At 69.4% G+C, this 26088-nt stretch carries 21 protein-coding genes; 8 read left to right on the top strand and 13 right to left on the bottom strand.

Translation table 11 applies throughout. The features are described 5' to 3' along the window. Positions 1-101: 101 nt before the first annotated feature. Positions 102-1034 (top strand): methionyl-tRNA formyltransferase, encoded by a 933-nt coding sequence (locus tag ACQKQD_RS15375; RefSeq protein WP_427508782.1) that lies wholly within the window; start codon positions 102-104, stop codon positions 1032-1034. 12 nt (positions 1035-1046) lie between these two features. On the opposite strand, the gene ACQKQD_RS15370 is transcribed toward ACQKQD_RS15375, so the two are convergent. Next, entirely contained in the window at positions 1047-1718 is a 672-nt protein-coding gene (locus ACQKQD_RS15370) for a class II aldolase/adducin family protein (RefSeq protein ID WP_427508781.1), read from the bottom strand. Between the two features lie 105 nt (positions 1719-1823). Continuing rightward, positions 1824-3101 carry an oxalate/formate MFS antiporter gene (oxlT, locus tag ACQKQD_RS15365; RefSeq protein WP_427508780.1) on the bottom strand — a complete coding sequence of 426 codons (1278 nt, stop codon included), beginning with the start codon at positions 3099-3101 and terminating at the stop codon, positions 1824-1826. A gap of 478 nt (positions 3102-3579) precedes the next feature. On the opposite strand from oxlT, the gene ACQKQD_RS15360 reads away from it, so the two are divergent. From ACQKQD_RS15360 to ACQKQD_RS15345, 4 genes are all read left to right on the top strand, one after another. Then, positions 3580-4272 carry a GntR family transcriptional regulator gene (locus ACQKQD_RS15360; RefSeq protein WP_020092012.1) on the top strand — a complete coding sequence of 231 codons (693 nt, stop codon included), beginning with the start codon at positions 3580-3582 and terminating at the stop codon, positions 4270-4272. 398 nt (positions 4273-4670) lie between these two features. After that, positions 4671-4817: a hypothetical protein gene (locus ACQKQD_RS15355; protein ID WP_020092011.1), complete on the top strand. Its 147-nt coding sequence runs from the start codon at positions 4671-4673 to the stop codon at positions 4815-4817. 109 nt (positions 4818-4926) lie between these two features. Continuing rightward, positions 4927-6000, top strand: a complete 1074-nt coding sequence (locus ACQKQD_RS15350; protein WP_427508779.1) for an HD-GYP domain-containing protein — start codon at positions 4927-4929, stop codon at positions 5998-6000. Between the two features lie 153 nt (positions 6001-6153). Beyond that, on the top strand, positions 6154-6648 hold the full coding sequence (locus tag ACQKQD_RS15345; RefSeq protein ID WP_056528692.1) for a CAP domain-containing protein: 495 nt from the start codon (positions 6154-6156) through the stop codon (positions 6646-6648). 12 nt (positions 6649-6660) lie between these two features. Here the strand turns inward: ACQKQD_RS15345 and recJ are convergent, their stop codons facing one another. From recJ to ACQKQD_RS15310, 7 genes are all read right to left on the bottom strand, one after another. Continuing rightward, entirely contained in the window at positions 6661-8478 is a 1818-nt protein-coding gene (gene recJ / locus ACQKQD_RS15340) for a single-stranded-DNA-specific exonuclease RecJ (protein ID WP_427508778.1), read from the bottom strand. Between the two features lie 131 nt (positions 8479-8609). After that, positions 8610-10007, bottom strand: a complete 1398-nt coding sequence (locus ACQKQD_RS15335) for an NAD(P)(+) transhydrogenase (Re/Si-specific) subunit beta (protein WP_020092007.1) — start codon at positions 10005-10007, stop codon at positions 8610-8612. Positions 10008-10011: 4 nt separating this feature from the next. After that, complete coding sequence (locus ACQKQD_RS15330) at positions 10012-10467, bottom strand: proton-translocating transhydrogenase family protein (protein WP_020092006.1); 456 nt, start codon at positions 10465-10467, stop codon at positions 10012-10014. 24 nt (positions 10468-10491) lie between these two features. After that, positions 10492-11721: a Re/Si-specific NAD(P)(+) transhydrogenase subunit alpha gene (locus tag ACQKQD_RS15325; protein ID WP_427508777.1), complete on the bottom strand. Its 1230-nt coding sequence runs from the start codon at positions 11719-11721 to the stop codon at positions 10492-10494. Between the two features lie 207 nt (positions 11722-11928). Further along, positions 11929-12222 (bottom strand): aa3-type cytochrome c oxidase subunit IV, encoded by a 294-nt coding sequence (locus ACQKQD_RS15320; protein WP_020092004.1) that lies wholly within the window; start codon positions 12220-12222, stop codon positions 11929-11931. Positions 12223-12344: 122 nt separating this feature from the next. Further along, a complete protein-coding gene (locus ACQKQD_RS15315; protein WP_020092003.1) occupies positions 12345-13706 on the bottom strand; it encodes an ABC1 kinase family protein in 1362 nt (453 codons plus the stop codon). 108 nt (positions 13707-13814) lie between these two features. After that, on the bottom strand, positions 13815-15686 hold the full coding sequence (locus ACQKQD_RS15310) for a M3 family oligoendopeptidase (protein WP_427508776.1): 1872 nt from the start codon (positions 15684-15686) through the stop codon (positions 13815-13817). Between the two features lie 250 nt (positions 15687-15936). Between ACQKQD_RS15310 and ACQKQD_RS15305 the strand changes: the two genes are divergently transcribed. The 3 genes from ACQKQD_RS15305 (at position 15937) to ACQKQD_RS15295 (ending at position 21349) form a co-directional block, all read left to right on the top strand. Continuing rightward, complete coding sequence (locus ACQKQD_RS15305) at positions 15937-17421, top strand: sigma-54-dependent transcriptional regulator (protein WP_020092001.1); 1485 nt, start codon at positions 15937-15939, stop codon at positions 17419-17421. 246 nt (positions 17422-17667) lie between these two features. Next, positions 17668-19692 (top strand): L,D-transpeptidase family protein, encoded by a 2025-nt coding sequence (locus ACQKQD_RS15300; protein ID WP_427508775.1) that lies wholly within the window; start codon positions 17668-17670, stop codon positions 19690-19692. A 142-nt stretch (positions 19693-19834) separates the two neighbouring features. Further along, positions 19835-21349, top strand: a complete 1515-nt coding sequence (locus ACQKQD_RS15295) for a DUF882 domain-containing protein (protein WP_427508774.1) — start codon at positions 19835-19837, stop codon at positions 21347-21349. Positions 21350-21431: 82 nt separating this feature from the next. On the opposite strand, the gene ACQKQD_RS15290 is transcribed toward ACQKQD_RS15295, so the two are convergent. The 4 genes from ACQKQD_RS15290 to pufC form a co-directional block, all read right to left on the bottom strand. Further along, on the bottom strand, positions 21432-21683 hold the full coding sequence (locus tag ACQKQD_RS15290; RefSeq protein WP_020091998.1) for a hypothetical protein: 252 nt from the start codon (positions 21681-21683) through the stop codon (positions 21432-21434). A 192-nt stretch (positions 21684-21875) separates the two neighbouring features. Then, complete coding sequence (ppdK, locus tag ACQKQD_RS15285; protein ID WP_427508773.1) at positions 21876-24566, bottom strand: pyruvate, phosphate dikinase; 2691 nt, start codon at positions 24564-24566, stop codon at positions 21876-21878. Positions 24567-24731: 165 nt separating this feature from the next. Next, positions 24732-24875: a DUF3096 domain-containing protein gene (locus ACQKQD_RS15280; RefSeq protein WP_012319762.1), complete on the bottom strand. Its 144-nt coding sequence runs from the start codon at positions 24873-24875 to the stop codon at positions 24732-24734. A 109-nt stretch (positions 24876-24984) separates the two neighbouring features. Beyond that, a complete protein-coding gene (gene pufC / locus ACQKQD_RS15275) occupies positions 24985-26088 on the bottom strand; it encodes a photosynthetic reaction center cytochrome PufC (RefSeq protein ID WP_056528659.1) in 1104 nt (367 codons plus the stop codon).

Below are 26088 nucleotides of genomic sequence, written 5' to 3'. Positions count from 1 at the left end.
GACGCCGTTCGACAGCCGGGGCACGGTCGCGCCGCCGAGCCCGCGTTCGGTTTGTTTCTCCCCGGCCCTGCTCAGGGTCCGGATGACACCCAGGAGCCTGCATGCGCATCGCCTTCATCGGTCAACAGGATTTCGGAAAAGCGGTCCTGGAGGCGTTCCTCAAACGAGGCGATGAGGTTGCGGCGGTGTTCTGCGCGCCCGAGAAGCCCGGCGCCAAGCCGGATGTCCTCAAGACGGCGGCCGTCGAGAAGGGGCTGACGGTCTACCAGTTCCCCAGCCTGAAGAGCCCCGAGGCCGAGGACGCGATGCGCGGCCTGAACGCCGATATCGGCATCATGGCCTATGTGCTCCAGTTCGCGCCGCAGAGCTTCGTCAACATCCCGAAGCACGGCACCATCCAGTATCATCCGAGCCTGCTGCCGCGTTACCGGGGCCCCTCCTCGATCAACTGGCCGATCGCCCGGGGCGAGTTGCAGACCGGCCTGACGATCTTCCGGCCCACCGACGGCCTCGACGAGGGGCCGGTGATCCTGCAGAAATCCTGCCCGATCGGCGCCGACGCGACCCTGGGCGACGTCTACTTCGACAACCTGTTCCCGATGGGCGTCGAGGCCATGCTCGAGGCGGCCGACCTCGTCGTGGCCGGCCAGCATGTCGAGATCGATCAGGACGAGGACGCCGCGAGCTACGAGGGTTGGTTCCGCGGCGCCGAGGCGGAGATCCACTGGTCGGCCCACGCCGAGCAGATCTACAACCTGATCCGCGCGGCGAACCCGGCACCCGGTGCCTGGACCACGCACGACGGCAAGAAGCTCCAGATCTTCGACTGCGGCCTGCATCGGATCCGCAAGCTCGCCGACGTCGTCGGCAAGCCCGGCGAGGTGATCGCCGTCGACGACGAGGGCTTCAGCGTCTGCGCGCAGGGCGGGCGGCTCGAGATCCGCAAGGTCAAGGCGGAGGGCGGCAAGAAGGTCGCGGCCGCCGAGTACGCCCAGGAGGCCGGGCTGGCGGTCGGTCAGTTTCTCGGGCGCTAGGTCAGCCGCGCCTCAGGTCGTCTCCGGCGCGGTCGGCCGCGCCGCATTCAGACCGTAGCCGCGGAAGCGCTCGACCGTCGTGCCGATCTCGTCGTCGGACAGGATGATCGGCGTCCCGATCTGCCGCGCGACGGCGTATTGCTGGCAGAGCGTCTCCAGCTCGACGGAGAGCCACAGGGCCTTCTCCAGGCTCGCCCCGGCCGCGATCATCCCGTGATTGGCGAGGAGGCAGACGTTGCGGTCGACGAGCGCCGCGAGGGCGAGGTCCGAGAGTTCCGCGGTGCCGTAGGGCGCGTAGGGCGCGCAGCGTACCGTCGGGCCGCCGAAAGCCGCGATCATGTAGTGGACCGCCGGGATGGCCTCTCCGCACATCGCGAAGGCGGTGCAGTAGACCGGATGCGCGTGGACCACCGCGTGGAATTCCGGACGGGACGCGAGGATGTCTCGGTGGAAGCGCCATTCCGATGACGGCTTCCGATCCGGCGCGTGGGTGCCGTCGAGACCCATCCGGACCACGTCGTCCGGTCCGATCCGTTCGGTGGGCACGCCCGACGGGGTGATCAGGAGCCCGTCGCGGAAGCGCACCGAGACATTGCCCGACGTGCCGCGGTTCAGCCCCTGTGCGTCGAGTGCCCGCGCCGCCGCCACGACGCCCTCGCGCGCGATCCGCTCGTCCCTGTCCATGCCCGATCTCCGGAAGGCCCGGTTCCCGGTATGCAGGAAGCCCGGCGCCGTAAAGACGGCGCCGGGCTCACTCGCGTCTGTGCGGCGCCGGACGATCGGAGCCCGCTACTGCGCCAGCACCGGCGCGAGGCCCGCCTCGGGCTTCTTGGTGTAGGCGGCGCGCATCGGCTTGAGGACGAACAGCGCCAGCAGGGCCGCGAGGATGTTGAGGGCCGCGGCCGCAAGGAACACCGTGTGCCAGCTCCCGGTCATGGTCGTGAGCACGCTGGTGTAGGGAACGATCAGCGCCGCGGTGCCCTTGGCCGTGTAGAGCAGCCCGGCATTGGTCGCCGCGTACTTCGAGCCAAACGTGTCGCCGCAGGTCGCCGGGAACAGCGAGTAGATCTCGCCCCACGCGAAGAACACGAGACCGGTCAGCAGCACGAAGGCGATCGGATTCTGGCCGAATTGGCTCAGCGCGTAGATGCCCAGGCCCTCGATCGCGAAGGACAGGAACATCGTGTTCTCACGGCCGATATGGTCGGAGACCCAGCCGAAGAACGGGCGCGTCACGCCGTTGAGAACCCGGTCGAGCGTGGCCGCGAAGGTCAGCGCCGGCAGCGTGATCCCCAGGAGCGAGACCGGGACGTCGGCGATCTTGAAGTCCTTGGCGATCGGGCCGAGCTGCGCGGTGGCCATCAGGCCGCCGGCGGCCATCATGACGAACATCGCGTACATGACCCAGAAGATCGGGGTGCGGACCATCTCGGAGGGCTTGTAGTCCCGCTTCGACTGGCTGACCCGGGCGACTTCCGGAACCTGGCCCTTGGCCGGCGCGCGCAGGAACAGGGCGATCAGCATGACGAGCACGCCCTGCCCGATCCCGAAGTAGAAGAAGGCCGCCTCGTAGCCCTGGGACTTGATCATCGCCTGGATCGGCACGACCGTGAGTGCCGAACCCGCGCCGAAGCCCATGGCGGTGATGCCGGCGGCCAGGCCGCGGCGGTCGGGGAACCACTTCAGCGAGTTGCCCACGCAGGTCCCGTAAACCGCGCCTGCACCGGTGCCGCCGATCGCGGCCGCGATATAAAGCACGGTGAGCGAGTCCGCGTAGGAATTGATCACCCACGCGACGGCGCAGAGCAGGCCGCCGAACAGCGTGACGATGCGCGGACCGTACTTATCCACGAACCAGCCCTCGATCGGGACCAGCCACGTCTCGGTGACGACGAACAGCGTGAACGCCACCTGGATCGCCGCGCGATCCCAGCCGTGCCGCTCCTGCATCGGGCTCACGAAGAAGGTCCAGCCGTACTGCATATTGGCAATCATGCACATGCAGACGACGCCGAAGGCGAGTTGCAGCCAGCGGCCGCGCCCAACCGGTTTGACGATCTCGGACATACCGTTCCCTCTTGGCAGTATTCTTGTCGGCGTTCGCGCTCGAGCCGGGCTTATGCCCTGCCACGGCGCAGCTTGTCAGAACAACGTGATCGGAATTCTTCGAAAAATTCTTGGCCCGCAGACAAATAATCTCTGCAGTACAGCAGCATCCGGCGCCGAGTCGGCCTTGATGTCCGATGGTCGACGGTATGCCAGCAAGATGGTGCTGATTTAATCCCGGGGTGTCAATCAAAGCTGCAAAAAAACACAGGTTCGGGACCGGGGATTAAATCGCCTTCCCGAACGTGTCTCGATAGGCGACGGGCGATGGTCGCGCCGCGGCCAATTTTTCAGGTGCCGAGCGCCGGCAATGGTCACAGGTCTGTGGGACCGCTCCGCGATCGACTAGGATCTCGCAAAGGTTTGGGTTAGGTCGTTTGAGAGCGCACGACAGAGAATGCGTGCGAGACATCATGCGTGTGAGCTGACTGGACGAGGGATGTCGAATTCCGAACCGCTGAGCGTGAAGCCCATCGTCGCCAGCTCCAGTCTCCGGACATTGGCCTACGAGGCGCTCAAGACGGCCATCACCAACATGGACATCTACGGGCGTCCGGACGAGGTGCGGCTCGACGAGCGCAAGCTGTCGCAGGATCTCGGTGTCAGCCGCACCCCGGTGCGGGAAGCCCTGACGGTTCTGGAGCAGGAAGGCTTCGTCCGCTCCGAGGCCCGGCGCGGCGTCTTCGTGATCAAGAAGAACAAGCGCGAGATCGTCAGCATGATCCACGCCTGGACGGCGCTGGAGAGCATGGCGGCACGCCTCGCCTGCGCGCGCGCCACCGACGGCCAGCTCCGCTCGCTGCGCGAATCCTTCCCCGAGTTCTTCGAGGGCCAGCCGTCCGAACACATGGACGAGTATTCGGACGCGAACATCCGATTCCATCAGCGGATCATCGCGCTGGGTCACTGCGAGGCGATCGCCGATCTGACCAGCAATTTGCTCATGCACGTGCGCGGCATCCGCAGCACCGCGCTCCGGCAGGGCGATCGGGCGGAGCGCTCCATCCGGGAGCACGTCGCCATCATCTCGGCGCTCGAAGCCCGTGATGCCGATCTGGCCGAGAGACTCGTGCGCGAGCACGGTCTGGGTCTCGCGCAGCACGTCGACACCTACGGCGATTATCTGGATTGAGCGACCGTTCAGTCCTCGCCTGACGGATCGCCCGGCCCGGACGACACCTCGTGCCTGTGCGGCATGATGATGGGCCAAGGGCGCGAGCGGCGCTCGGGGGGAACCCTCGTTTGCCGCGCCGGCTATCACACAAGCTCAGCACGCGCCTGAATATAAATCGCGCGCAAGCGTTGATGCACTGCAGAACATGTTCGGCGAGGCCACAACCTTTCAAAGCTGATCGGTTGTGCATTTTTATGCATGACTGGGCAACAATCCGAACTTTGTGGGCTCGATCTGCGCGCCCCATGCATGTTCGACATAATCGGTATTCGTAATCTGGCATACCAAGTTGCGCAGCAGCATGGCACGCATTGCGTCGCAACATGAGGCGGTTCCAGACCGCGCCGGAGAATCCGATGATCGCCAGCTTCCTCGCCATCTTTGTCGCCTTCGCCGCCTGCCAGGCGCTGCTCACCGTCAAGTTCGCGGACTTCCTCTCCGCCGACCGTGCCCGGAACACTGTCGAGCCGACCGCCGACGTCGCGAACGCCAAGCTCGCCTGAAGTCAGAGCTGGATCCGCGATACCAGAGAGTGCGTAGGGGTAACGCTTTCCTCAAATTTTACGCGTAGGGTGAACCGATCGTTGACCGTGCGGGCGAGGAGCTACCGCGTTGGCCCTCGGCGCAGCCTCGGTTTTCTCGGACGGCCCCTTCGTCCTCCTCGTATCGGACCGCCCGTCCGAACGATCGGCCCTCGAGCGTGCCATCGCGCTCGTGATGAACTGCTGGTCGATCCCGCCCGGCGCGCCGCTACCGTCAGGCCGCCCGCACCTCGTCATCCTCGACCTGCCGCCGGCCCAGACCGCCAGAGTGCAGTCGACCCTCCCCCACCACGGACCGCCGGTTCCGCGCCTCGTCCTCGTGCGCGGCGAACCCATGCCGGCTACCCGCTATCTGCGTCAGCTGCCGGCAGCCTCGCCCCGGCAACTCGTTCTGGCGAACGTCTTCGCCATGATCGAGGAGGCGACGCGGTCCGCAGAGCTGCGGCAGCGCCGGCTCCTGGAGCGCGTCTCGGGCGCGACCGCCGTCGTCGCCGAGATCTTCGACAGCGCCGCTCTCGGGGCCCGGCTGCAGCGCGCCGACGCGGATCGCGGGACCGAGTTCGTTCTGGCGGCCATCTCCGAGGTCGGGATCTCCGAGTGGCTTGCCGAGGTCTGGCGCCACGAGATCGGCGTCTATCAGCACACCCTCGGCGTCGCGGGCCATGCCGCCACGTTCGGCTCGCAGATCGGGCTCGGTCAGACCGATCTCGCACTGCTGGTGCGGTCGGCGCTCCTGCACGACATCGGCAAGGCGCGCATCCCCGTGGAGATCCTCAACAAGCCGGGACCGCTCAACGCCGAGGAATTGCGGCTGATGCAGCGCCATCCCGACATCGGCGCCGATCTGCTCCGGGCGCACGGCGATTTCGAGGACGCGGTGATCGACGTGGTCCGCCACCACCACGAGCGTCTGGACGGGAAAGGATATCCCGATCGGCTGTCCGGCCCCGCGATCTCCGACCTCGTGCGGATCGTGACGATCTGCGACGTGTTCTCCGCGCTGACCGAGCGGCGGACCTATCGGCAGCCCGCCTCGCCCGCCGAGGCGCTGTCGATCATGACGGACAGCGCCGGGCATCTGGATCCGGATCTCCTGCGGGCCTTCGCGCCCTCCATGCTCAAAGGCAGCGCCCTGGCGGCCTGAATCCGCAGCGTGAATTCGCGGCCTGATCCGCGGCCGGGCGTGGCTCTGGCGCCACGCCGGTCGGCGGGATCCTGCCGGCGCGCCGCGCGCCGCGCTTTCGCCGCAACCGCGCCGGAGGGAAGCGATCCCGTCTCACGCAACGCCGTCCGGACCGTGCCCAAACTCAGTCGCGCCATCGCCGCCGCCCTCCTGCTGGCCCTCACCGGGTGCGGCGGTCTCTCGGTCCTTCCCGAGTCCTCTGTCGAGAACGCGACGCACACCGCCGTGCTCGACGAGGTCGCGGCCGCCGCGGCGATCTCGGCCTACCGGGTTCAGCACGGCCTGAGCCCGGTCGTGGTCGATCCGGCTCTCGTGAAGGCGGCCGCCTTCCAGGCCGGCAACAACGCCCGCCGCGGCCAGCTCAGCCACGATGTCGGCGGCAGCTTCACCTCGCGCATGGCGTCGGCCGGTCTCGCGAGATCCTGGGCGGCCGAGAATCTCAGCGCCGGCTCCGAGACCCTGGAACAGGTGCTCGCCCGCTGGAAGGCGAGCCCCGAGCACAACAAGAACATGCTGCTCCCGCAGATCCGCAGGATCGGGATCGCCCGGGTCGATGCCCCCACGACGCGGTACAAGCGCTTCTGGGCGCTCGTGATGGCCGGGACCTGACGCCGGGGCGTCTCAGGGTTCGGACGGCGCGAGATCGACGATCCGGAGCTGGGCCCGCTCGGCGCCGCGCCAGCGGTCGCAGGACAGGGTCCCGGCCACGTGCATCTCCCGGCCGATCCCGTTCAGGAGGGCCAGGCCGAGCGGCCGTTCGGCCGCGCGGAAGCAGATCGCCCCGACCACCTGACCGTCGCGGCTGCGCAGTCGCGCCCTGACATGGTTCGAGCCGACCACGCCGGCATCGACGAGGCGATGCCGGCCCAGCGCGAAGAGCGGCTCGGGCGCGCCCTGGCCGAACGGGCCGGCCTGCTGCAGCAGCCGGACCGTCTTTGCGGTGGCGCCGCCGGCGCTGAGGCCGCCGTCGATCAGCAGGGCGTCGGCCGCGCGGGCCACCGCGACGCTCGCCCCGAGCAGCATCGCCAGGTGCGCCTCGAAGCGCGGGATGTCGTCGGCCCGCACGGTGACGCCGGCCGCCATGGCGTGGCCGCCGCCCTTGCTGGCGAGCCGGGCCTCGACGCAGGCGCGGACCGCGAGCCCGAGATCCGCGCCCGGGATCGAGCGCCCAGAGCCCGTGGCGGTGCCGTCCGGGCGGATCGCGAACGCGAAGGCCGGGCGGTTGAAGCGCTCCTTCAACCGCGAGGCGATCAGGCCGACTATGCCGGGGTGCCACTCGGCGCTGGCGGTCACCAGCACGGTGCGGGCCGGATCCAGCGTCAGCGCCCGGTCCATCTCGGCCTCGGCCTCCTGGACGGCCTGCGCCTCGATCGCCTGGCGCTCGCGGTTCAGCCGATCGAGGTCGGCGGCGATCCGGGCCGCCTCGCTCGGGTCCGCCGTGGTCAGCAGGCGGGCGCCCAGTGCCGAATCGCCGATGCGGCCCCCGGCATTGATGCGCGGCCCGAGGACGAAGCCGAGGTGCCAGGCTTCCGGCGGCTCGCCGAGCGAGGCGGCGTCCAGCAGCGCCGCGAGCCCGGTGCGGCCGCGATGGCGCATCACCGTAAGGCCCTGGGTCACGAAGGCCCGGTTGAGGCCCGTGAGGGGCACGACGTCGGCAACGGTCGCCAGGGCGACGAGATCGAGGGCGTCGGTGAGCTGCGGTTCGGGACGATGGCCGCCGAAGAAGCCGTCCTGCCGCAGGGCGCGGTTCAGCGCGACCAGGGTCAGGAACACGATGCCGGCGGCACAGAGATGGCCGAGGCCCGAGAGGTCGTCGAGGCGATTCGGGTTGACCACGGCGCGGGCCGGCGGGAGCACCTCGGAGGCCGCGTGGTGGTCGAGGACGATGACGTCCAGGCCGGATTTCTCGGCCTCCTCCAGGGGCGCGTGGCCGCTCGTCCCACAATCGACGCAGACGAGGAGCGTCGCGCCCTCGGCCGCGAGCGCGGTGATCGCCGCGATGTTGGGTCCGTAGCCCTCGGTGATCCGGTCGGGAATGTGGATCGGCGCGCGCAAACCCAGCTCGCGGAGGTATCCGGCGAGCAGGGCCGCGCTTGCGGCGCCGTCGACGTCGTAATCGCCGAAAACCGCCACGGTCTCCCCGCGCTTCACCGCCCGAACGAGTCGGCGGATGGCCGCCTCCATGTCGAGCAGCGTGTCCGGATCCGGCATCAGGTCCCGCAGGCGAGGGGCGAGGTGGCGGGGCGCCGCCTCCGGTACGATCCCGCGTCCCGCGAGCACGCGGGCCAGCAGTTCCGGCAGGCCGTGGGCCTGGACCATCTTGGCGATGTGATTCTGGACGGCCGCGCCGCCGCAGCGCTCCTGCCAGCGCCGGCCGGTCACGGAGGCGGCCACACCCAGGAAGGGCGGCAATTCGGCGAGGAGCGGAGCGGACGACACGGGCGCCACCCTACACCGGCCGGCGCGGGGAATCTTGCGCCCCGCCGCAACAGCGACGGCGAACCCGATCGCCACAACGAGAAAGGGCGGGCATCGCTGCCCGCCCCTCGACGCTGCCGGAGACCTGGGTCTCAGAGCGACTTCAGCACGCTGTCCACGACCTTCTTGGCGTCGCCGAACAGCATCATGGTGTTGTCGCGGAAGAACACCTCGTTCTCGACACCCGCGTAGCCGGAGCCCATGCCGCGCTTGATGAACAGCACGGTCTTGGCCTTCTCCACGTCGAGGATCGGCATGCCGTAGATCGGCGAGGCCTTGTCGGTCTTGGCGGCCGGGTTGGTGACGTCGTTGGCGCCGATCACGAAGGCGACGTCCGCCTGCGGGAACTCACCGTTGATGTCCTCCAGTTCGAAGACCTCGTCGTAGGGCACGTTGGCCTCGGCGAGCAGCACGTTCATGTGCCCTGGCATGCGGCCCGCCACCGGGTGGATGGCGTACTTCACGTCGACGCCCTCCTTCTTCAGCATGTCGGCCATCTCGCGCAGGGAGTGCTGCGCCTGGGCGACCGCCATGCCGTAGCCCGGGACGATGATGACCCGCTCGGCGTTCTTCATGATGTAGGCCGCGTCGTCGGCCGAACCCTGCTTCACGGGCCGGGTCTCGACCTGGCCGGTACCGGCCGCGGCGGTGTCGCCACCGAAGCCGCCGAGGATCACCGAGATGAACGACCGGTTCATCGCGTGGCACATGATGTAGGACAGGATCGCGCCCGAGGACCCGACCAGCGAGCCGGTGATGATCAGCGCGAGGTTGCCCAGGGTGAAGCCGATCCCGGCCGCCGCCCAGCCCGAGTACGAGTTGAGCATCGACACGACCACCGGCATATCGGCGCCGCCGATCGGGATGATGATCAGGCCGCCGAGCACCAGCGAGGCGATGACGATCAGCCAGAAGATCGCCTTCGACTCGGTGCCGATGAACAGGGCGATCAGCAGCACGAGGCCGGCGGCCAGCAGCGCGTTGATGAGGTGGCGCTGAGGCAGCATGATCGGCTTGCCGGACATGCGCCCGTCGAGCTTGGCGAAGGCGATCACCGAGCCGGTGAAGGTGATGGCGCCGATGGCCACGCCGAGACCCATCTCGAACAGCGACTGCTTGTGGAAGTGCCCGTTCTCGATGATGCCGAATGCCTGCGGTGCGTAGAGGGCGCCCGCGGCCACGAAGACGGCCGCGAGGCCGACCAGCGAGTGGAAGGCCGCCACGAGCTGCGGCATCGCGGTCATCGGCACGCGCTTGGCGATCACCGCGCCGGCGCCGCCGCCGAGCCCTAAGCCCAGCAGGACGAGGATCCAGGCGCCGGCACCCGCCGGCGGGTGGCCGACCAGCGTGGTCAGGATGGCGAGCCCCATGCCGACCATGCCGTACAGGTTGCCCTGCCGGGAGGTCGTGGGGTGCGAGAGCCCCCGCAGCGCCATGATGAACAGGACGCCGGCGACGATATAGAGAAGGGAGGAGACGTTCTCTGACACCGGCTCAGCCCTTCTTCTTGTACATGCCGAGCATGCGCTGCGTGACGAGGAAGCCGCCGAAGATGTTCACGCTGGCGAGCACGATGCCGATGAAGCCGAAGAACCGGGCGAGGCCCGTGCCCTTCTCGATCAGCGGAACGCCGACCGCCAGGATCGCGCCGACGATGATCACCGACGAGATCGCGTTGGTCACCGACATGAGCGGGGTGTGCAGGGCCGGGGTCACCGACCAGACCACGTAGTAGCCGACGAAGATCGCCAGCACGAAGATCGCGAGCCGGAACACGGTCGGATCGACCGCGCCGCCGGTGGCGGCGCTGAGCCCGTGGCCCATGCCGTCGGCGATGACCTGCGCCTGGTCGGCGGCGTTGCGCGCCACCGCGGCCGCGGCGCGCGCGGCGTCGGCCAGCACGCGGGCCTGATCGGCCGCCTGATCGGGAGGGACGATGACGTTTGCCATTCTGCTACTCCTCTCGGCCAGGCTTCACTGCGCGCCTGCCGGGGTGGCCGCACCGGACGCCTTGCTGGCCTCCGACTTGGCCAGCCCCACGGAGGCGGCTTCCGAGGCTGCGCCATCGGTCTTGGGCTGGAAGGATGCGTGGACGACCGAGCCGTCTCGGGTGAGGTTCGTGGCCTTCACCAGCTCGTCGTCCCAGTTGATGGCCAGCGCCTTCGATTCCTTGTCGATCAGGGTCTCGACGAAGGCGTAGAGGTTGCGCGCGTAGAGGCTCGACGAGGTGGCGGCGAGCCGCCCCGGCACGTTGACGTGGCCGACGATCTTCACGCCGCGATCGTTCGTGACGACCTCGCCAGCCTTGGCGCCGGCGACGTTGCCGCCGCGCTCCACCGCAAGATCGACGAGGACCGAACCCGGCTTCATCGACGCCACCATCTCCTCGGAGACCAGCTTCGGCGCCGGCCGGCCCGGGATCAGTGCGGTGGTGATGACGATGTCCTGCTTGGCGATGTGGCCCTTGACCAGCTCCGCCTGCTTCTTCTGGTACTCGGCTGACATCTCCTTGGCGTAACCGCCGGCCGTCTCGGCCTGCTTGAATTCGTCGTCCTCGACGGCGACGAATTTGGCGCCGAGCGATTCGACCTGCTCCTTGGTGGCGGGCCGGACGTCGGTGGCGGTGACGACCGCGCCGAGCCGGCGGGCTGTCGCGATGGCCTGGAGGCCGGCCACGCCGACGCCCATGACGAAGACGCGGGCGGCCGGCACGGTGCCGGCGGCGGTCATCATCATCGGCATGGCCCGCCCGTACTCGGCGGCGCCGTCGACGACCGCGCGGTAGCCGGCGAGATTCGCCTGCGAGGACAGGACGTCCATCACCTGCGCGCGGGTGATGCGGGGCATCAGCTCCATGGCGAAGCCGTCGATCCCCGCCTCGGCCATCGCCTTGAGGGCGTCCTCGTTGCCGTAGGGGTCCATGATCGCGATCACGGTGGCGCCGCGCTTCAGCTGCGGCAGCTCCTCGGCGCTCGGGCGCCGGACCTTGAGCACGAGGTCGGCATCCCCGGCAGCATCGGCGGCGCTCCCAGCGATGCTGGCGCCGGCGGCCTCGTACTCGGAGTCCAGGATTCCGGCCTTCTGACCGGCCCCGGACTGCACCACGACTTCGGCACCGAGAGTCTTGAACTTCTTGACGGTCTCAGGAACCGCGGCGACGCGCGGCTCCGCGGAGTCCGTCTCGGACAGCACAGCAATGCGCATGCGAGGGTTCCCCTGGAAAAGCTCGGCCTTTCGAATGCGCGAACCGGCGCAGCTTTTCGAGAGGCGGATCTACGATACCGCGATGGATGCGGCCGGAATGTAACTTGCGCCCAATTTAATTGCCAACAATGTGTCAGCGTCCCGCTCGGCGAACGCGAGCGGGTTCGTCATCCGCGGCGACGCTCGACGCCGCCGCCCACGGCCCTCTCAGGCGAAGAACAGGTAGAGGACCAGGAGAATGCCGACGACCAGCGGGGCCTTCCACCCCACGGCCGGCGCGAGGGCGCCCACCGCGCCCGCGGCTCCGGAGGCGATCACGCCGACGATGGCCAGCAGCCACGCCTCGCGGATCCCGCCGATGGCGAGGGCCAGCACCCAGCAGATGACGACGCCAGTGGCGATTTCGACGAACCGGACAAATCCGCGATAGGTCTGCTCGTGCGTCGTCGCGTCCATCGCCGGGCTGTAGGTGTGCCCGGCCACCGTGTCACTCTCGGCCATCGTGCGCTCGTTTCCCTAAGACGCGACTTCTTGCGGTCGCGGTCGGATGTAGCTCAAGCGTTTACCTGCCGCAATCGGACGCACGCAAGTTGATCGCTCTCCCGGTGGATCTTCGCGTCGAATCAAGCCGGTTTCGGCAGACCGGCTTCGGTGAGCGCCCGGCCCTGGCGTTTCGTGAGTTCGTCCAGCGAGAAATGCTCGATCTCGGCCTCGAACAACCGGTGGTAGTTGAGCTCAGATCTGAGGTGGAGGAACACGGCGCCCAGCCCTACGGCCGCGCGATCCATGAAGACGAATTCCTGCGGGACAGTCACGGGCCCGCGCTCCTTCAGGGCCTGATGGACCTGGAAGGCCTGTCGGCGACCGTACTCCCCCGGCTTCACGCCGTCGGCGACGGTGCGGGTACGGTCTTCGAGCAGCGGCCCGTAGATGAAGCGGGCCCAGATGTTCAGGATCTCGATCTTCTCCTTGTCGAGATCCTTGAATCCCCAGACCTCGTAGGCGTGGACGATGCGGGCATCGTCGTTCTCCAACAGGCCGCGGTAGAGATCCACGACGCCGCCGACGAAGCGCGGATGGAAGATCCGGACGCAGCCGTAGTCCAGCAGGTTGATTCCCGCGGCCTCGCCGGCGTCCGAGAACACGGTGTAATTGCCCAGATGCGGGTCGCCGTGGATCACCGCTGCCCGGCTGAACGGGTGCCACCACGCCTTGAACATCGCCTGGGCGATCCGGTTGCGCACCTCGACCGGCTCGTCGGCGAAGCCCAGGATCTTGTCCCCGTCGAGCCAGCCGAGCGTGAGCAGACGCTTCGTCGAGAGCTCCGGAAAGACGCGCGGCACGCGCACCGCCGCGATGTCCTTCAGCACGGCCCCGTAGAGCGCCGCGTGCTTGGCCTCGCGCTCGTAGTCGAGCTCCTCGCGCACCCGGGCGCCGATCTCCTTCGCGATCTCGCGCGTGTCGAGCCACGTGTTCATCCGGCGGTGCAGCGCGAACGCGACCTCCAGCTGCTTCAGGTCGGCCTCCACGGCCGACTGCATGTCCGGGTACTGGAGCTTGCAGGCGAGACGTTCCCCGTCCTTGGTGGTCGCGCGATGGACTTGGCCCAGCGAGGCCGCCGCCGCGGGTTTGAGGTCGAAGCTGCCGAAGCGCTCCTGCCAGCCGGCGCCGAGCTCCGACTGCATCCGGCGCCGGACGAAGGCCGCGCCCATCGGCGGGGCGTCCGCCTGAAGCTTCTGCAGCTCGGTCGCGTATTCGGGCGGGAGCAGGTCCGGAACGGTGGCCAGCAGCTGGGCCACCTTCATGATCGGGCCCTTCAGGCCGCCCAGCGCCTGCGCCAGGGCGGCGGCGTTGGTGGTGCCCTCCTTTCCGAACAGCCGTGCCACGGCCATCCGGGCGGCGACGCCGCCGACGTTGGCGCCCACGCTGGCGTAGCGCCCGGCGCGGGCGGAGAAGCGGTTGGCTTCGCGGTCGGTCTCGGCCATCACTCGATCTGCTTGTCTGACGATGATGCGCAGATAAGCCGCCCCCGGCCGCGAACCAGGGGCGTGGGTCCCTGCGCCGCGGGGCCGACGAGGTCCGCGGCGCTCGGCTCAGGCCTGTCCTTCCATGCTCTCGAGCTCGACGATCATGCTCTCGATCATGCCGAGCCCGATCTGCCAGAAGCCCGGGTCCTTGGCGTCGAGGCCGAAGGGCGCGAGCAGCTCGCCGTAGGGTTTCGAGCCGCCGGCCGCGAGCAACGCGAAGTAGCGGTCCACGAAGCCGTCCTCCGCCCGGGCGTAGACGCCGTAGAGCGAGTTCACCAGGCAGTCGCCGAACGCGTAGGCGTAGACGTAGAACGGCGAGTGGATGAAGTGCGGGATGTAGGCCCAGAACGGCTCGTAGCCGGAATCCAGCGTGATGGCCGGACCGAGCGATTCTGCCTGGACGGACAGCCACAGCGCGTTGATCTGATCTGTGGTCAGCTCGCCCTTGGCGCGGGCGAGATGAACCTTCCGCTCGAACGAGTAGAAGGCGATCTGGCGCACCACCGTGTTGATCATGTCCTCGACCTTGGCGGCGAGCATGGCCCGACGCTGGGTCGTGTCCGTGGTCGCGGCGAGGAGCCGACGGAAGGTCAGCATCTCGCCGAAGACGCTCGCCGTCTCGGCCAGCGTCAGGGGCGTCGGCGCCATGAGGGCGCCGTTCGGCCCGGCGAGCACCTGGTGGACGCCGTGGCCCAACTCGTGCGCCAGCGTCATCACGTCCCGCGGCTTGCCCTGGTAGTTGACCAGCACATAGGGGTGGACGGAGGGCACGGTCGGATGCGCGAAGGCGCCCGGCGCCTTGCCGGGACGGGTCGGTGCGTCGATCCAGCGCTCGTCGAAGAAGCGCCGCGCGATCCCCGCCATCTTCGGCGAGAAGGCGTCGTAGGCGGACAGCACCGTGTCGCGGGCCTCCGTCCACGGGATCGTGCGCTGCTCGACGCGGGGCAGCGGCGCGTTGCGGTCCCAGTAGGGCAGCGCCTCCTGCCCGAACCACTTCGCCTTGAGCGTGTAGTAGCGGTGGGACAGGCGGGGATAGGCCGCCCGCACGGCGTCGACGAGGGCTTCCACCACGTCGGGCTCGACCCGGTTCGACAGGTGGCGCGCGTCTGCGACGTCCTTGAACCCGCGCCAGCGGTCGCTGATCTCCTTGTCCTTCGCCAGCGTGTTGGTGATGAGCGTGAACACCCGCAGCTGACCGCGCAGGACCGCGCTGATCGCGCCGGCCGCCTCCTTGCGGACCGCGCCGTCCGGATCCTGAAGCTTGTTGAGCGTCGGCTCCAGCGGCATCTCCTCGCCCTGCACGGTGAAGCGCAGCGCGGCGATCGTTTCGTTGAACAGCCGGTCCCAGGCGGCGTTCGACGTGACCGACTTCTCGAGGAACAGCTTCTCGGTGCGATCGTCGAGCTGGTGCGGCTTCTCCCGCCGCAGGTCCTCGATCCACGGGGCGTAGTGGGCGAGCGGCCCTTCGGCCATCGCGGCGTTCATGGCCGTATCGTCGACGCGGTTCAGCTCCAGGGCGAAGAAGAGGAGATCCGCCGAGGCGCTGGTCAGCCGCTCGCGGGTGTCGCCGTAGAACTTGGCGCGCGCCTCGTCGGTGGTGTCGCCGGAATAGACGAGACCCGCGAAGGACATGAGCTTGCCCAGCAGGTCCTCGATGCCCTCGTAGGCGCGCACCGCCTCGGCCAGCCGCGCGGACGCGTCCGGGCCCGCGGCGAGCTCCGCGATCCGGCCGGCGTAGGTCTCGGAGAAGCGGCGGCACTCCTCCTCGGCGCGGGTCATGTCGCCGGAGAAGTTCGGATCATCGAGGCCGGAATAGAGATCCGTGAGGTCCCATTCCGGAAGATGGCCGAGGTCGGCAGCCTTCGCAGCGGCGCGCGCGGCACTCACGCCCTCCGGCAGGCGGACAGTCACCGGCGAGGCGGTGTGGCTCGGCATCATGGTGTGCGATCCTCTCCAAGGGCTCCGGCCCCGTACCCTGATATCGAGCGTGCCGCCACGCGTTCAACGCGGAGGGACCGTCGGACCGGCGCGCGATCGGTGACGACGCGGCGCAAACGTCGTTAAGCGGCACTTTACGACTGTCGGTCACCCTACGGCTCGAAACGAAACAGTCGCCGAATCGGAAGGCCGCGACCGGGTCGAGCCCGCGTCGCGTGTCCGGCCTTCGCGCGCCGTTCAGGGAGCCGCCATGTCCGCCACCGTGCTCATCGTGGATGACGATCCGGTCCAGCGGCGCCTGGCCGAGGCGGCCGTGCGCCGTTTCGGCTTCGAGGCGCGGATCGCCGAGACCGGTGCGGACGCGCTGACCCTACTGCGATCCGAGGGTGCGGATGTCGTGCTCCTCGACCTCGTGATGCCGGGGCTCGACGGGCTCGGTGTCCTGGCCGAGATGCGCAAGAGCGGCCTCGCCACGCCGGTCATCGTCCAGACCTCCAACGGCTCCATCGACACGGTGGTCAGCGCCATGCGGGCCGGCGCCGTGGATTTCGTGGTCAAACCGGCGGGCGCGGAGCGGCTCCAGGTCTCGATCAAGAATGCCCTGCGGGTCGACACGCTCGAGGAGGAGGTGCGCCGAATGCGCCGCCGCGCCTCCGGGGCGCTCACCTTCAAGGATCTCACCTCGAAGAGCCCCGACATGGAGCGGGTGATCCGTCTCGCCGAGCGGGCGGCGAAGTCGAACATCCCCGTTCTGATCGAGGGCGAGTCCGGCGTCGGCAAGGAGGTCCTGGCCCGGGCGATCCAGGGGTCCGGCGACCGGCGCGGCAAGCCGTTCGTGACCGTCAATTGCGGGGCGATCCCGGAGAACCTGGTGGAATCCACCCTGTTCGGTCACGAGAAGGGGGCGTTCACCGGCGCCACCGAGAAGCACGCCGGCAAGTTCGTCGAGGCCTCGGGCGGGACCCTGTTCCTGGACGAGATCGGCGAGTTGCCCCTCGACGCGCAGGTGAAGCTGCTCCGGGCCCTCCAGGAGGGCGAGGTCGATCCCGTCGGCGGCAAGCGCTCGGTGCGGGTGGACATCCGGCTCGTCTCGGCGACGAACCGGTCGCTGCTCGACCTCGTGAAGCAGGGCAAGTTCCGCGAGGATCTCTACTACCGCCTGAACGTCTTCCCGATGACGCTGCCGCCCCTGCGGGCGCGCCGCGAGGACATCCCGGACCTCGTCCGCTCGTTCTGCGCGCGGTTCTCGGCCGAGGAAGGCAAGCGCGTGCGGGCGATCAGCCCGGAGGCCATGGCCCTGCTCACGCGCTATCCCTGGCCGGGCAACGTCCGGCAGCTGGAGAACGCCCTGTTCCGCGCCGTCGTGCTGGCGGACGGCGACGAGCTGACCGTCTCCGAATTCCCCCAGATCGCCGCGCAGGTCGAGGGCTTCGACGTGCGGATCCCGGCAGCGCCGGTCCAGCCGCAGATGCCGGCCTACGCCCCCGAACCGGTGCGGGAGATCGTCCGCGTCGAGGTCCGCGACCCGCACGCCATGTCGCTCGTCGCCGAGGAGACCGGCGAGATGAAGCCGATGGACGTCCTGGAGGCGGAGATCATCCGCTTCGCGCTCCAGTTCTACCGGCAGCGGATGTCCGAGGTCTCGCGCCGCCTCGGCATCGGACGCTCCACCCTCTACCGCAAGCTCAAGGATCTGGGGCTGGAGGAGGACGATAAAACCGAGGACGCGGCCTGATCGAGCGCGGCGTGCGCTAGCGCACCGCGCGCATTCGTTTCGGCCACGGTCGCTGAAATTCTCGGCCCTGCTGCATCGCGCCGGCAGATGATTGAGCGGATCGTAAGCTGAGCAGCATTAGAAATGACACATTCATCTGCAGGACCGAGCCTCTATTCGCGATAACTGCGGTTGCTCAAAGCCACGCTTGCGCGGATAATCACAATCTGAGCGTGCGGTCCTGCCGCCGCGCCCCGGGAGATCACGATGCGCGTCCCGCGCTCCAGCCTCATCGCGCTGGCCGCCCTTCTCGGCGGCACGCTGGCACCGGCCGGCTCCCTCCGCGCCGCGACGGCCGCGCTGGACCAGCCGGCCACCGATGTCCCCGCGACCCCGCCCGCTGCCGCGCCGGGGCCGGCGGCGCCCGCGCCGGCGGACCCGTCGGCGCCCGCCGCGACCGCCCTTCCCGACTACAAGCCTGAGGCGCCGGCGGCCGAGCCGTCCCCGGCTCCCGCCGCGGCGGCCCCGGTCGCCCCGACGGACCCGCTCGGCGCCGCAATCTTCGCCCGGTTCGCGGATGCCGCGCCCCTGCTGCTCCGCCTCGCCGGCAAGGACCGCGACGCGATCCGGAGCTTCTACGAGGCCCGCAGCTTCAAGCCGCTCTGGATCTCCGGCGGGGCCTGGACCGACGCCGCGAAGGCGGTGTCGGCGCGGCTGGCGGCCGCCGCCGAGGACGGGCTCGACCCCCGCGCCTACACGGTCCCGGCGCTCGCCGACAAACCGGACGAGAAGGTGGTCGCCGACGCCGATCTGCGCCTGTCCGCGGCGGCGGTTCTCTATGCCCGGGACGCCCGCGGCGGCCGGATCAACCTGGCCTCGATCTCGCGGCTGATCACCCCGCACCTCGATCTGCCGGCCGGCAACGACGTCCTGGCGAAGCTCGACGAGGCCGGCGCGAAAGCCGGCGAGGCACTGCAGGCCTACAACCCGGCGACTCCGGGCTATCTCGCGCTGAAGGCGCGGCTCGCCAGCCTGCGGGGGCCTGCGCCGACCGCGGTGAAGCCGCTGCGCCTCCCGGCCGGGCCGGCCCTGCGCGTCGGCATGCGCGATGCCCGCGTCCCGCTGCTGCGGACACATTTCAACCTCGAAAGCCGTCCGGCCGCGACCCTGGACAAGGGGCCCGGCGAGCCGGAGGAGTACGATTCCGTGGTCGCCGACGCGGTGGCCAAGTTCCAGCGCGGCCGCGGTCTCCCTGGGAACGGCGTCCTGAACGTCCAGACGGTGCTCGCCCTCGCCGATGCCGGCCGCACGGCGCGCCCGACGGGCGGTGAGGCCGAACTCATCGTCAACATGGAGCGGTGGCGCTGGCTCCCGGGCGATCTGGGGCCGGATTACATCCTCGTCAACGTGCCGGAGTATCGCCTGCGCGCCTACCGGGGCGGTGTGATGCGCGACGAGGCGCGGGTCATCGTCGGCAAGCCGGAATCGCGCACGCCGCTGTTCTCCGGGATGATGGAGTACGCGGTCGTAAACCCGTCCTGGTACGTCCCGCCGTCGATCCTGAAGACGATGGCGCCGAAGCTCGCCGGCTACGGCGGCAAGACCTGGGGCGGCTACGAGGTCGTCCGTCGCGGCGGGCACATCTCGCTGCGCCAGCCCCCGGGGGAGCGCAACGCGCTCGGCTTCATCAAGTTCATGTTCCCGAACCAGCACGCGGTCTACCTGCACGACACGCCGAACCGCTCGCTGTTCTCAGCCGCGAAGCGCGATTTTAGCCACGGCTGCGTCCGCGTCGACGACCCGTTCCGCCTCGCCGACGCGGTGCTGCCGAACTGGTCCGCGGATCGGCTGAAGAAGCTGATCGGCAAGGGCGAGCGCACCATCCGGCTGCCGGAGAAGCTGCCGGTCCACCTCGCCTACTTCACCGCCTTCGTGGACGACGGCGGCGCCTACCGCACCCTGCCGGATCTCTACGGCTACGACGCGCCGATGCGCGCGGCCCTCGGGCTGCCCGGCGGCGGCGGGCCGGCGATCGCGCGGCTCCCGGACGAGCCGCCGCGGCGCAAGGCCGAGCGCGCCCCGAAGCCGCCCGCGCCCCGGACCGTCCATCGCCGCGCGCCCGAGCGGCCGGTCGCGGATGCCGACGCGTGGCCGGGCGGGCGCTACGAGGAGGCGGAGACGCCGCGCCGCGCCCAGCGTCGCGCCGCCCGTGCCGACAGCGCGCCGGAATACGGCGAGCCCGGCCTCTGGACGCCCGCGCCGCAGCAGGCGGCGCCGCGCGGGTGGTGGTAGCCCACCCGCGCCACCAGCAACTTTCAGGTGCGCGGCCGCACAGCCGGGCACGATTTCGCCACGGTCGAGCCTTAGCCGTTTCGGTCGCAAACCCGGTTCAACAGGCGTCGGGTCAGGCTGTCGGGAGAGGATCAGGACCGTCGTGCCCAGTCTCCCGCGCGCCCTTCGCCACGTCACCCTCGCCCTGTCCGGCCTCGCGCTCGGACTGATCGCCGGGACGGCCGAGACCGAGGACGCGGTCGCCAACGGCGACACCCGCTCCCTGTCGATCTACCACACCCACACGCAGGAGAGTGCGACCATCACGTTTAAGCGCGATGGGCGCTACGACCGCGCGGCCCTCGAGCAGCTGAACTGGCTCCTGCGCGACTGGCGGGTCAACGAGCCGACCAAGATGGACCCGCGGCTGTTCGATACGGTCTGGGAGGCTTATCGCCAGGTCGGCGCGACGCAGCCGATCCACGTCGTGTCGGCCTACCGCTCCCCGGGCACCAACGCGATGCTGCGCCGCCGCTCCAGGATGGTGGCCGAGTACAGCCAGCACATGCTCGGCAAGGCGATGGACTTCTTCCTGCCGGACGTGTCGATCGACCGGATCCGGGAGGTCGGTCTCCGGATGCAGCGCGGCGGCGTCGGCTGGTACCCCCATGCCGGAACGCCGTTCGTGCACCTCGACGTGGGCTCGGTGCGGATGTGGCCGCGCATGACCCACGATCAGCTCGCCCGCCTCTTCCCGGACGGCAAGACCGTCCTGCTCCCGAGCGACAACCGCCCCTTCCCCCGCTACGAGGAGGCCAAGGCCGAGATCCTGGCCCGCGGCGGCACCGTGGCGGGCCTCACGACGCAGATGGCCAGCGGCGAGGAGGAGGACGGGCCCGGCCTGTTCGGCTTCCTGGCCAGCCTGTTCGGCGGCGGCCGGTCGGCACCGGAACCCGCGCCGGTGCCGGCCCCGGTGGAGACGGCGCGGAAGTCGCGCCGCGCGCCCGTCGTCGCCGTGGCGAGCGCCGATCCGCAGGATCCGGCGGGCGCGCGCGCGGCCCTCGCCTACGCGGCGCCCGCGGCCGACGACGCCCTGCGCGGCTCGCTGGCCGAGCGGGCGCAGGCGAAAGGCGCCGAGACCAAGCCCTCCGACACCAGGCCCGCCGACGCCAAGGCGCTCCTGACCGCCAGTCAGCCGGTCGCCGTCGACGATACCGTGACCGCCGTCACGGCACCGCTCCCGCCGCGGCGCCCCGCCGATATGGCCGCCGTCGCGGCGAGCCTGAACATGCCCCTGCCGCCACCCCGCCCTGTGCAGTTCGCGGCGCTGGAGCGCGGGATGGCCAACCTCGCGCCGGCGGCCGAGATCCGCGCCCTCGACAGGCTGGCGGCGGCGGTTCCGGCTCGCGCCCGCTCCCTCGTGGCTCCGGACGCGGATGCCAAGGCGCAACTGCGCGCCCTGTTCGACTCCGTATCGGCCGGCCCGGGCGCTGCCCCGGCGAGCCGCGCCACGCCCGTGCACGTGGCCGCCACGCGCCTGCGCGGAGCCGCGCCCGACGCGGTGGTCGGCGCCGCGCCCGATCGGGTCACCTCGCGCTTCAGTCCCCGCAGCCCCGGCGACGACCTGCCGACCCGTTTCACCGGCTCGGCCGCGCGGGCCGTGTCGGGGGCGCGGTGATTCGACCGTCGTCGTCAGGACGTCCGCATCGGAGCCGCGCAGTGGATAGGGCCACCCGGGGCGGTCGACGCCGGATACGCGCTCAGCGCAGAGGCTTGGACAGGTTGACCGCCAGCGCGCCGACCAGCGTGGTCGCGTAGCTGTCTTCCTGCGTCGCCGAGATGCGCTCCGCCTCGCTGCCGCTGTTGGCCGCGACCGACATCATCAGCATCACGGCCGTGACGACACCGCCGAGACCGGCGACGAGAGCGAGATAGGCGCGGACGGCGACGCTCGGGACAGCCGCGACCGCTTCGGTCTCGGCGAGGCACAGCGGCGATGGGCTGTGGGACATGGTGGCGGCCGCTTCTGACGGGCGATGCTGAACCCGACGCGGGCCGATTAGGCACACGTCGGGCGTACCCGTTCAATCGAAGAACGCCTCAAAAAGAGGCGAGTTCGACCGAAAGGCGAATTTTTCCACTGATCCTCATACGGACGGTTGATAGCCGAAAGGGGGACGTGCTCGGCGTCCCCCGGACCGGTCTCAGCCTTCCTTGCCGGCGACCTTGCCGAGCGCCGCCTGGGCGGCCGCCAGCCGGGCAATCGGCACCCGGTAGGGCGAGCAGGACACGTAATCGAGTCCCACCTCCTGGCAGAAGCCGACCGAGGCGGGATCGCCGCCGTGCTCGCCGCAGATGCCGAGCTTGATGTCCGGCCGGGTCTTGCGGCCGCGCTCGACGCCGATGCGCACCAGCTCGCCCACGCCTTCCTGGTCGATCGTGATGAACGGGTCGGCCGGCAGGATGCCCTTCTGGGTGTAGGGGCCCAGGAAGGTGGCGGCGTCGTCGCGGGAGATGCCCAGCGCCGTCTGGGTGAGGTCGTTGGTGCCGAAGGAGAAGAACTCCGCGGTCTCGGCGATCTCGTTGGCCTTGAGGGCCGCGCGCGGCAGCTCGATCATCGTGCCGACCTGATAGTCGAGGGTCGCGCCCTTCTCCTCGGCCACGGCCTTCGCCATGGCGTCGATCCGGGCCTTCACGATGTCGAACTCGGCGCGGGTGAAGACCAGCGGCACCATCACTTCGGGCGTCACCGCCTTGCCGGTATCGGCGGCCGCCTGGACCGCGGCCTCGAAGATCGCGCGGGCCTGCATCTCGGCGATCTCCGGGAAGGCGATCGCGAGGCGGCAGCCCCGGAAGCCGAGCATCGGGTTGTGCTCGGACAGCTCGCGCGTCCGGTGCCGGATCTTCTCCTCGGAGACGCCCGTCGCCTTCACGACCTCGGCGACCTCGGCGTCGGTGTGCGGCAGGAACTCGTGGAGCGGCGGGTCGAGGAGGCGGATCGTGACCGGCAGGCCGGACATGATCGTAAACAGCTCGACAAAGTCCTGCCGCTGGTAGGGCAGGATCTTCGCCAACGCCGTCCGTCGGCCCTCGGCGTCGTCGGCGAGGATCATCTCGCGGACCGCGATGATGCGGTCACCCTCGAAGAACATGTGCTCGGTGCGGCAGAGGCCGATGCCCTCGGCGCCGAAGTTGCGCGCGGTCCGGGCGTCGGTCGGCGTGTCGGCGTTGGCGCGGACCTTCATGCCGCGGATCGCGTCGGCCCACTCCATCAGCGTGGCGAAGTCGCCCGACAGCTCGGGCTCCAGCATCTTCACCTCGCCCTGGATCACCTGCCCCGTGGAGCCGTCGATGGTGATCCGGTCGCCGGCCTTCAGCGTCGCGCCGCCGACCGTCAGGGTCTGCGCCTTGTAGTCGATCCGGATCGAGCCAACGCCGGAGACGCAGGGCTTGCCCATGCCGCGGGCCACCACGGCCGCGTGGCTGGTCATGCCGCCGCGGGTGGTGAGGATGCCCTCGGCGGCGTGCATGCCGTGGATGTCCTCGGGCGAGGTCTCGATCCGGACGAGGATGCACTTGCGCTCGGCCTTGCGGTGGGCCTCCGCGTCCTCGGAATTGAACACGATCTCGCCGGTCGCCGCGCCGGGCGAGGCCGGCAGGCCGGAGGCGATGACCTTGCGGTCGGCCTTCGGGTCGATGGTCGGGTGCAGGAGTTGGTCGAGGGCGCCGGGCTCGACGCGGCCGATCGCCTCCTCGCGGGAGATCAGCCCCTCGCCCGCCAGATCAACGGCGATGCGCAGGGCGGCCTTGGCCGTGCGCTTGCCGTTGCGGGTCTGGAGCATCCAGAGTTTCCCCTTCTCGATAGTGAATTCCATGTCCTGCATGTCGCGGTAGTGCGACTCCAGGATCCCGTAGATCCGGGTCAGCTCCGCGAAGCTCTCGGGCATGGCCTTCTCCATGGAAGGCTTGTCGCTCTCCGCCTCTTCCCGCGCCTTCTCGGTGATGTTCTGCGGCGTGCGGATGCCCGCCACGACGTCCTCGCCCTGCGCATTGATCAGGAACTCGCCGTAGAGCGCCTTCTCGCCGGTGGAGGGGTTGCGGGTGAAGGCGACGCCGGTGGCCGAGGTGTCGCCCATGTTGCCGAAGACCATGGCCTGCACGTTGACGGCCGTGCCCCAGCTCTCCGGGATGTTGTTCAGCTCCCGGTACTTCTTCGCGCGGGGGATCATCCACGAATTGAACACGGCGCCGATCGCGCCCCAGAGCTGGTCGTCCGCGCCCTGCGGGAAGTCCGAGCCGTGCTCATCGCGCACGATCTTCTTGTAGGTCTGGATGAGGGTCTTCCAGTCGCCGGCGCCGAGCTCGGTGTCGAGGTCGAAGCCCTTGCCCTCCTTGTACTGCTCCAGCGCCTCCTCGAAGGCGTGGTGCTCAACGCCGAGCACCACGTTCGAGTACATCGTGATGAAGCGGCGGTACGAATCGTAGGCGAAGCGCTCGTCGTCGGCCTCCTTGGCGAGGGCCAGGACGGTCTCGTCGTTGAGGCCGAGATTGAGAACCGTGTCCATCATGCCGGGCATCGAGGCGCGCGCACCCGAGCGGACCGACACGAGCAGCGGGTTCGTCGCGTCGCCGAACTTGCGGCCGGTGAGCTTGCCCACCTGGGCGAGCGCTTCCGCGACCTGATCCTTGAGCTCCGGCGGATAGGATTTGCCGTGATCGTAGAAGTAGGTGCAGACCTCGGTGGTGATCGTGAAGCCCGGCGGGACCGGAAGGCCCAGGTTGGACATTTCGGCGAGGTTGGCGCCCTTGCCGCCGAGCAGGTCGCGCATCTGCGACTTGCCCTCCGCCTTGCCGTCGCCGAAGGCATAGACCCACTTCGCGCTGCCGGTCGCCATGTCGATCCCGTCCGTATCTGGTGCCCGGCGCCGGCCGAGCTGATGGGCGGGGTTGGACCATCCCGCAGCGCAACGCAAGATGAACGCGCGATGGCCCTGTGCGTGCGCGGCTGACGGCTCGAGCGGTCTGTCAGGTCCGCGCCGTCGCGGCGCGGGCGCGGCCCGTCAATGCAGGATTCCGAGCCCGATCACGCCGACGACGATCAGGTAGATCGCGACGATGTAGTTGAGCAGCCGCGGCATCACCAGGATCAGGATTCCGGCGAGGATCGCGATCAGCGGCTGGAGGTTCGAGATGGTGATGGTCACGGACGCCTCCTGAGGGCCGAGCTTGGCCGCCGATATCGACGCCTCTACCCCACGGAGGTTCCCTGTAGCTTGGGCGGGGCGGCCGGTGGTCCGGCCGCCCCGGGGCGGATCAGGGCTTCGGCGTCGGGGTCTCGGTCCCGGGGATCGGGTCCTTGGCCTCGCCGGTCGGCAGGCTCACGGCGATCGTCGGGTGCGACAGCTCCGGATAGGGCTCGATCACGTTGGCGCCGTTGAGCGGCTTGTTGGCGCCGTTGTGACAGGTGGCGCAGTTGATCTTCGGCACGTCGCCCAGGATCCCGAGCCGGTTCCGCGGGAACGTCGATTTCAGCGGCTCCATATAATCCTGGTTCAGGTCACGCACCATGCGGATGCCGTACCAGGCATGGACGCGGTTGGGCGTGCTGGTGTCCCACTGCGCCACCGACCGGGTGTTGTGGCAGAAGGTGCAGTTGACCCCGAGAGACTGCGACATGCTGATCATGATCGCGAAGGTCTTCTCGGCGTCCTGGATCGGCTTGCCCTTGGTCTCCGGCAGCGCCGTGGTGGCGTTGACCCGGACCGCGTCCTCAGACGTCTCCTTGTGCTGATAGAAGGCCTGATAGACGTCGTAGGGCAGCGAGGTGTTGCCGACTTCTGCGGAGGCGAGGTTCTGGCTGTTGTTGCGCGGGATGAAGCGCCCCGCCCCCTGAACCGGATGATCGAACCAGATATTGGCCGGCACCGGATTGCCGCGGTGACAGGTGTAGCAGGTCACGCCCGCCTGATGGACGTGGTTCTCCTTCCAGGACGAGTTGATGTACTGGGTCATCTGGAGCATCCGCCGGGCGACGCGCTTCTGGTAGAGCTCGTCGGACGCCATGTTCTCGGTGCTGTGGCAGTAGGTGCAGCCCTGCTGCGGGGCCACCCACTCGGTGATCGACACCATCAGCCGGTTGAACTGCTCGGCCGAAAGATCGCCCAGAACCTGGACGTTCTGGTAGACGGCCGAGGCCTTGTCGCCGCCCGCATCGGCCGGATCGGCCGGGGTCGGGGCGACGTTCGCGGCGGCCAGCGCCTCGTTGCCGGCGCGGGTGCGGATCAGGTCCATGCCCGTCCCGCGGAAGCCGGTCTGCTTGTTCGCCATCGGCGGGTGGGTCCAGCCGGCGCCGCCGAACATCGCGATGGTGAGGAAGAGGGCCAGTGCGCCGCCGGCCACCGCCAGAATCGTCTTCAT

The organism is Methylobacterium sp. NPDC080182, assembly GCF_050281105.1.
Taxonomy (GTDB): Bacteria; Pseudomonadota; Alphaproteobacteria; order Rhizobiales; family Beijerinckiaceae; genus Methylobacterium.
The sequence above is the reverse complement of the archived record's forward strand: the minus strand, read 5'-3'. Positions and strand labels throughout refer to the sequence as shown.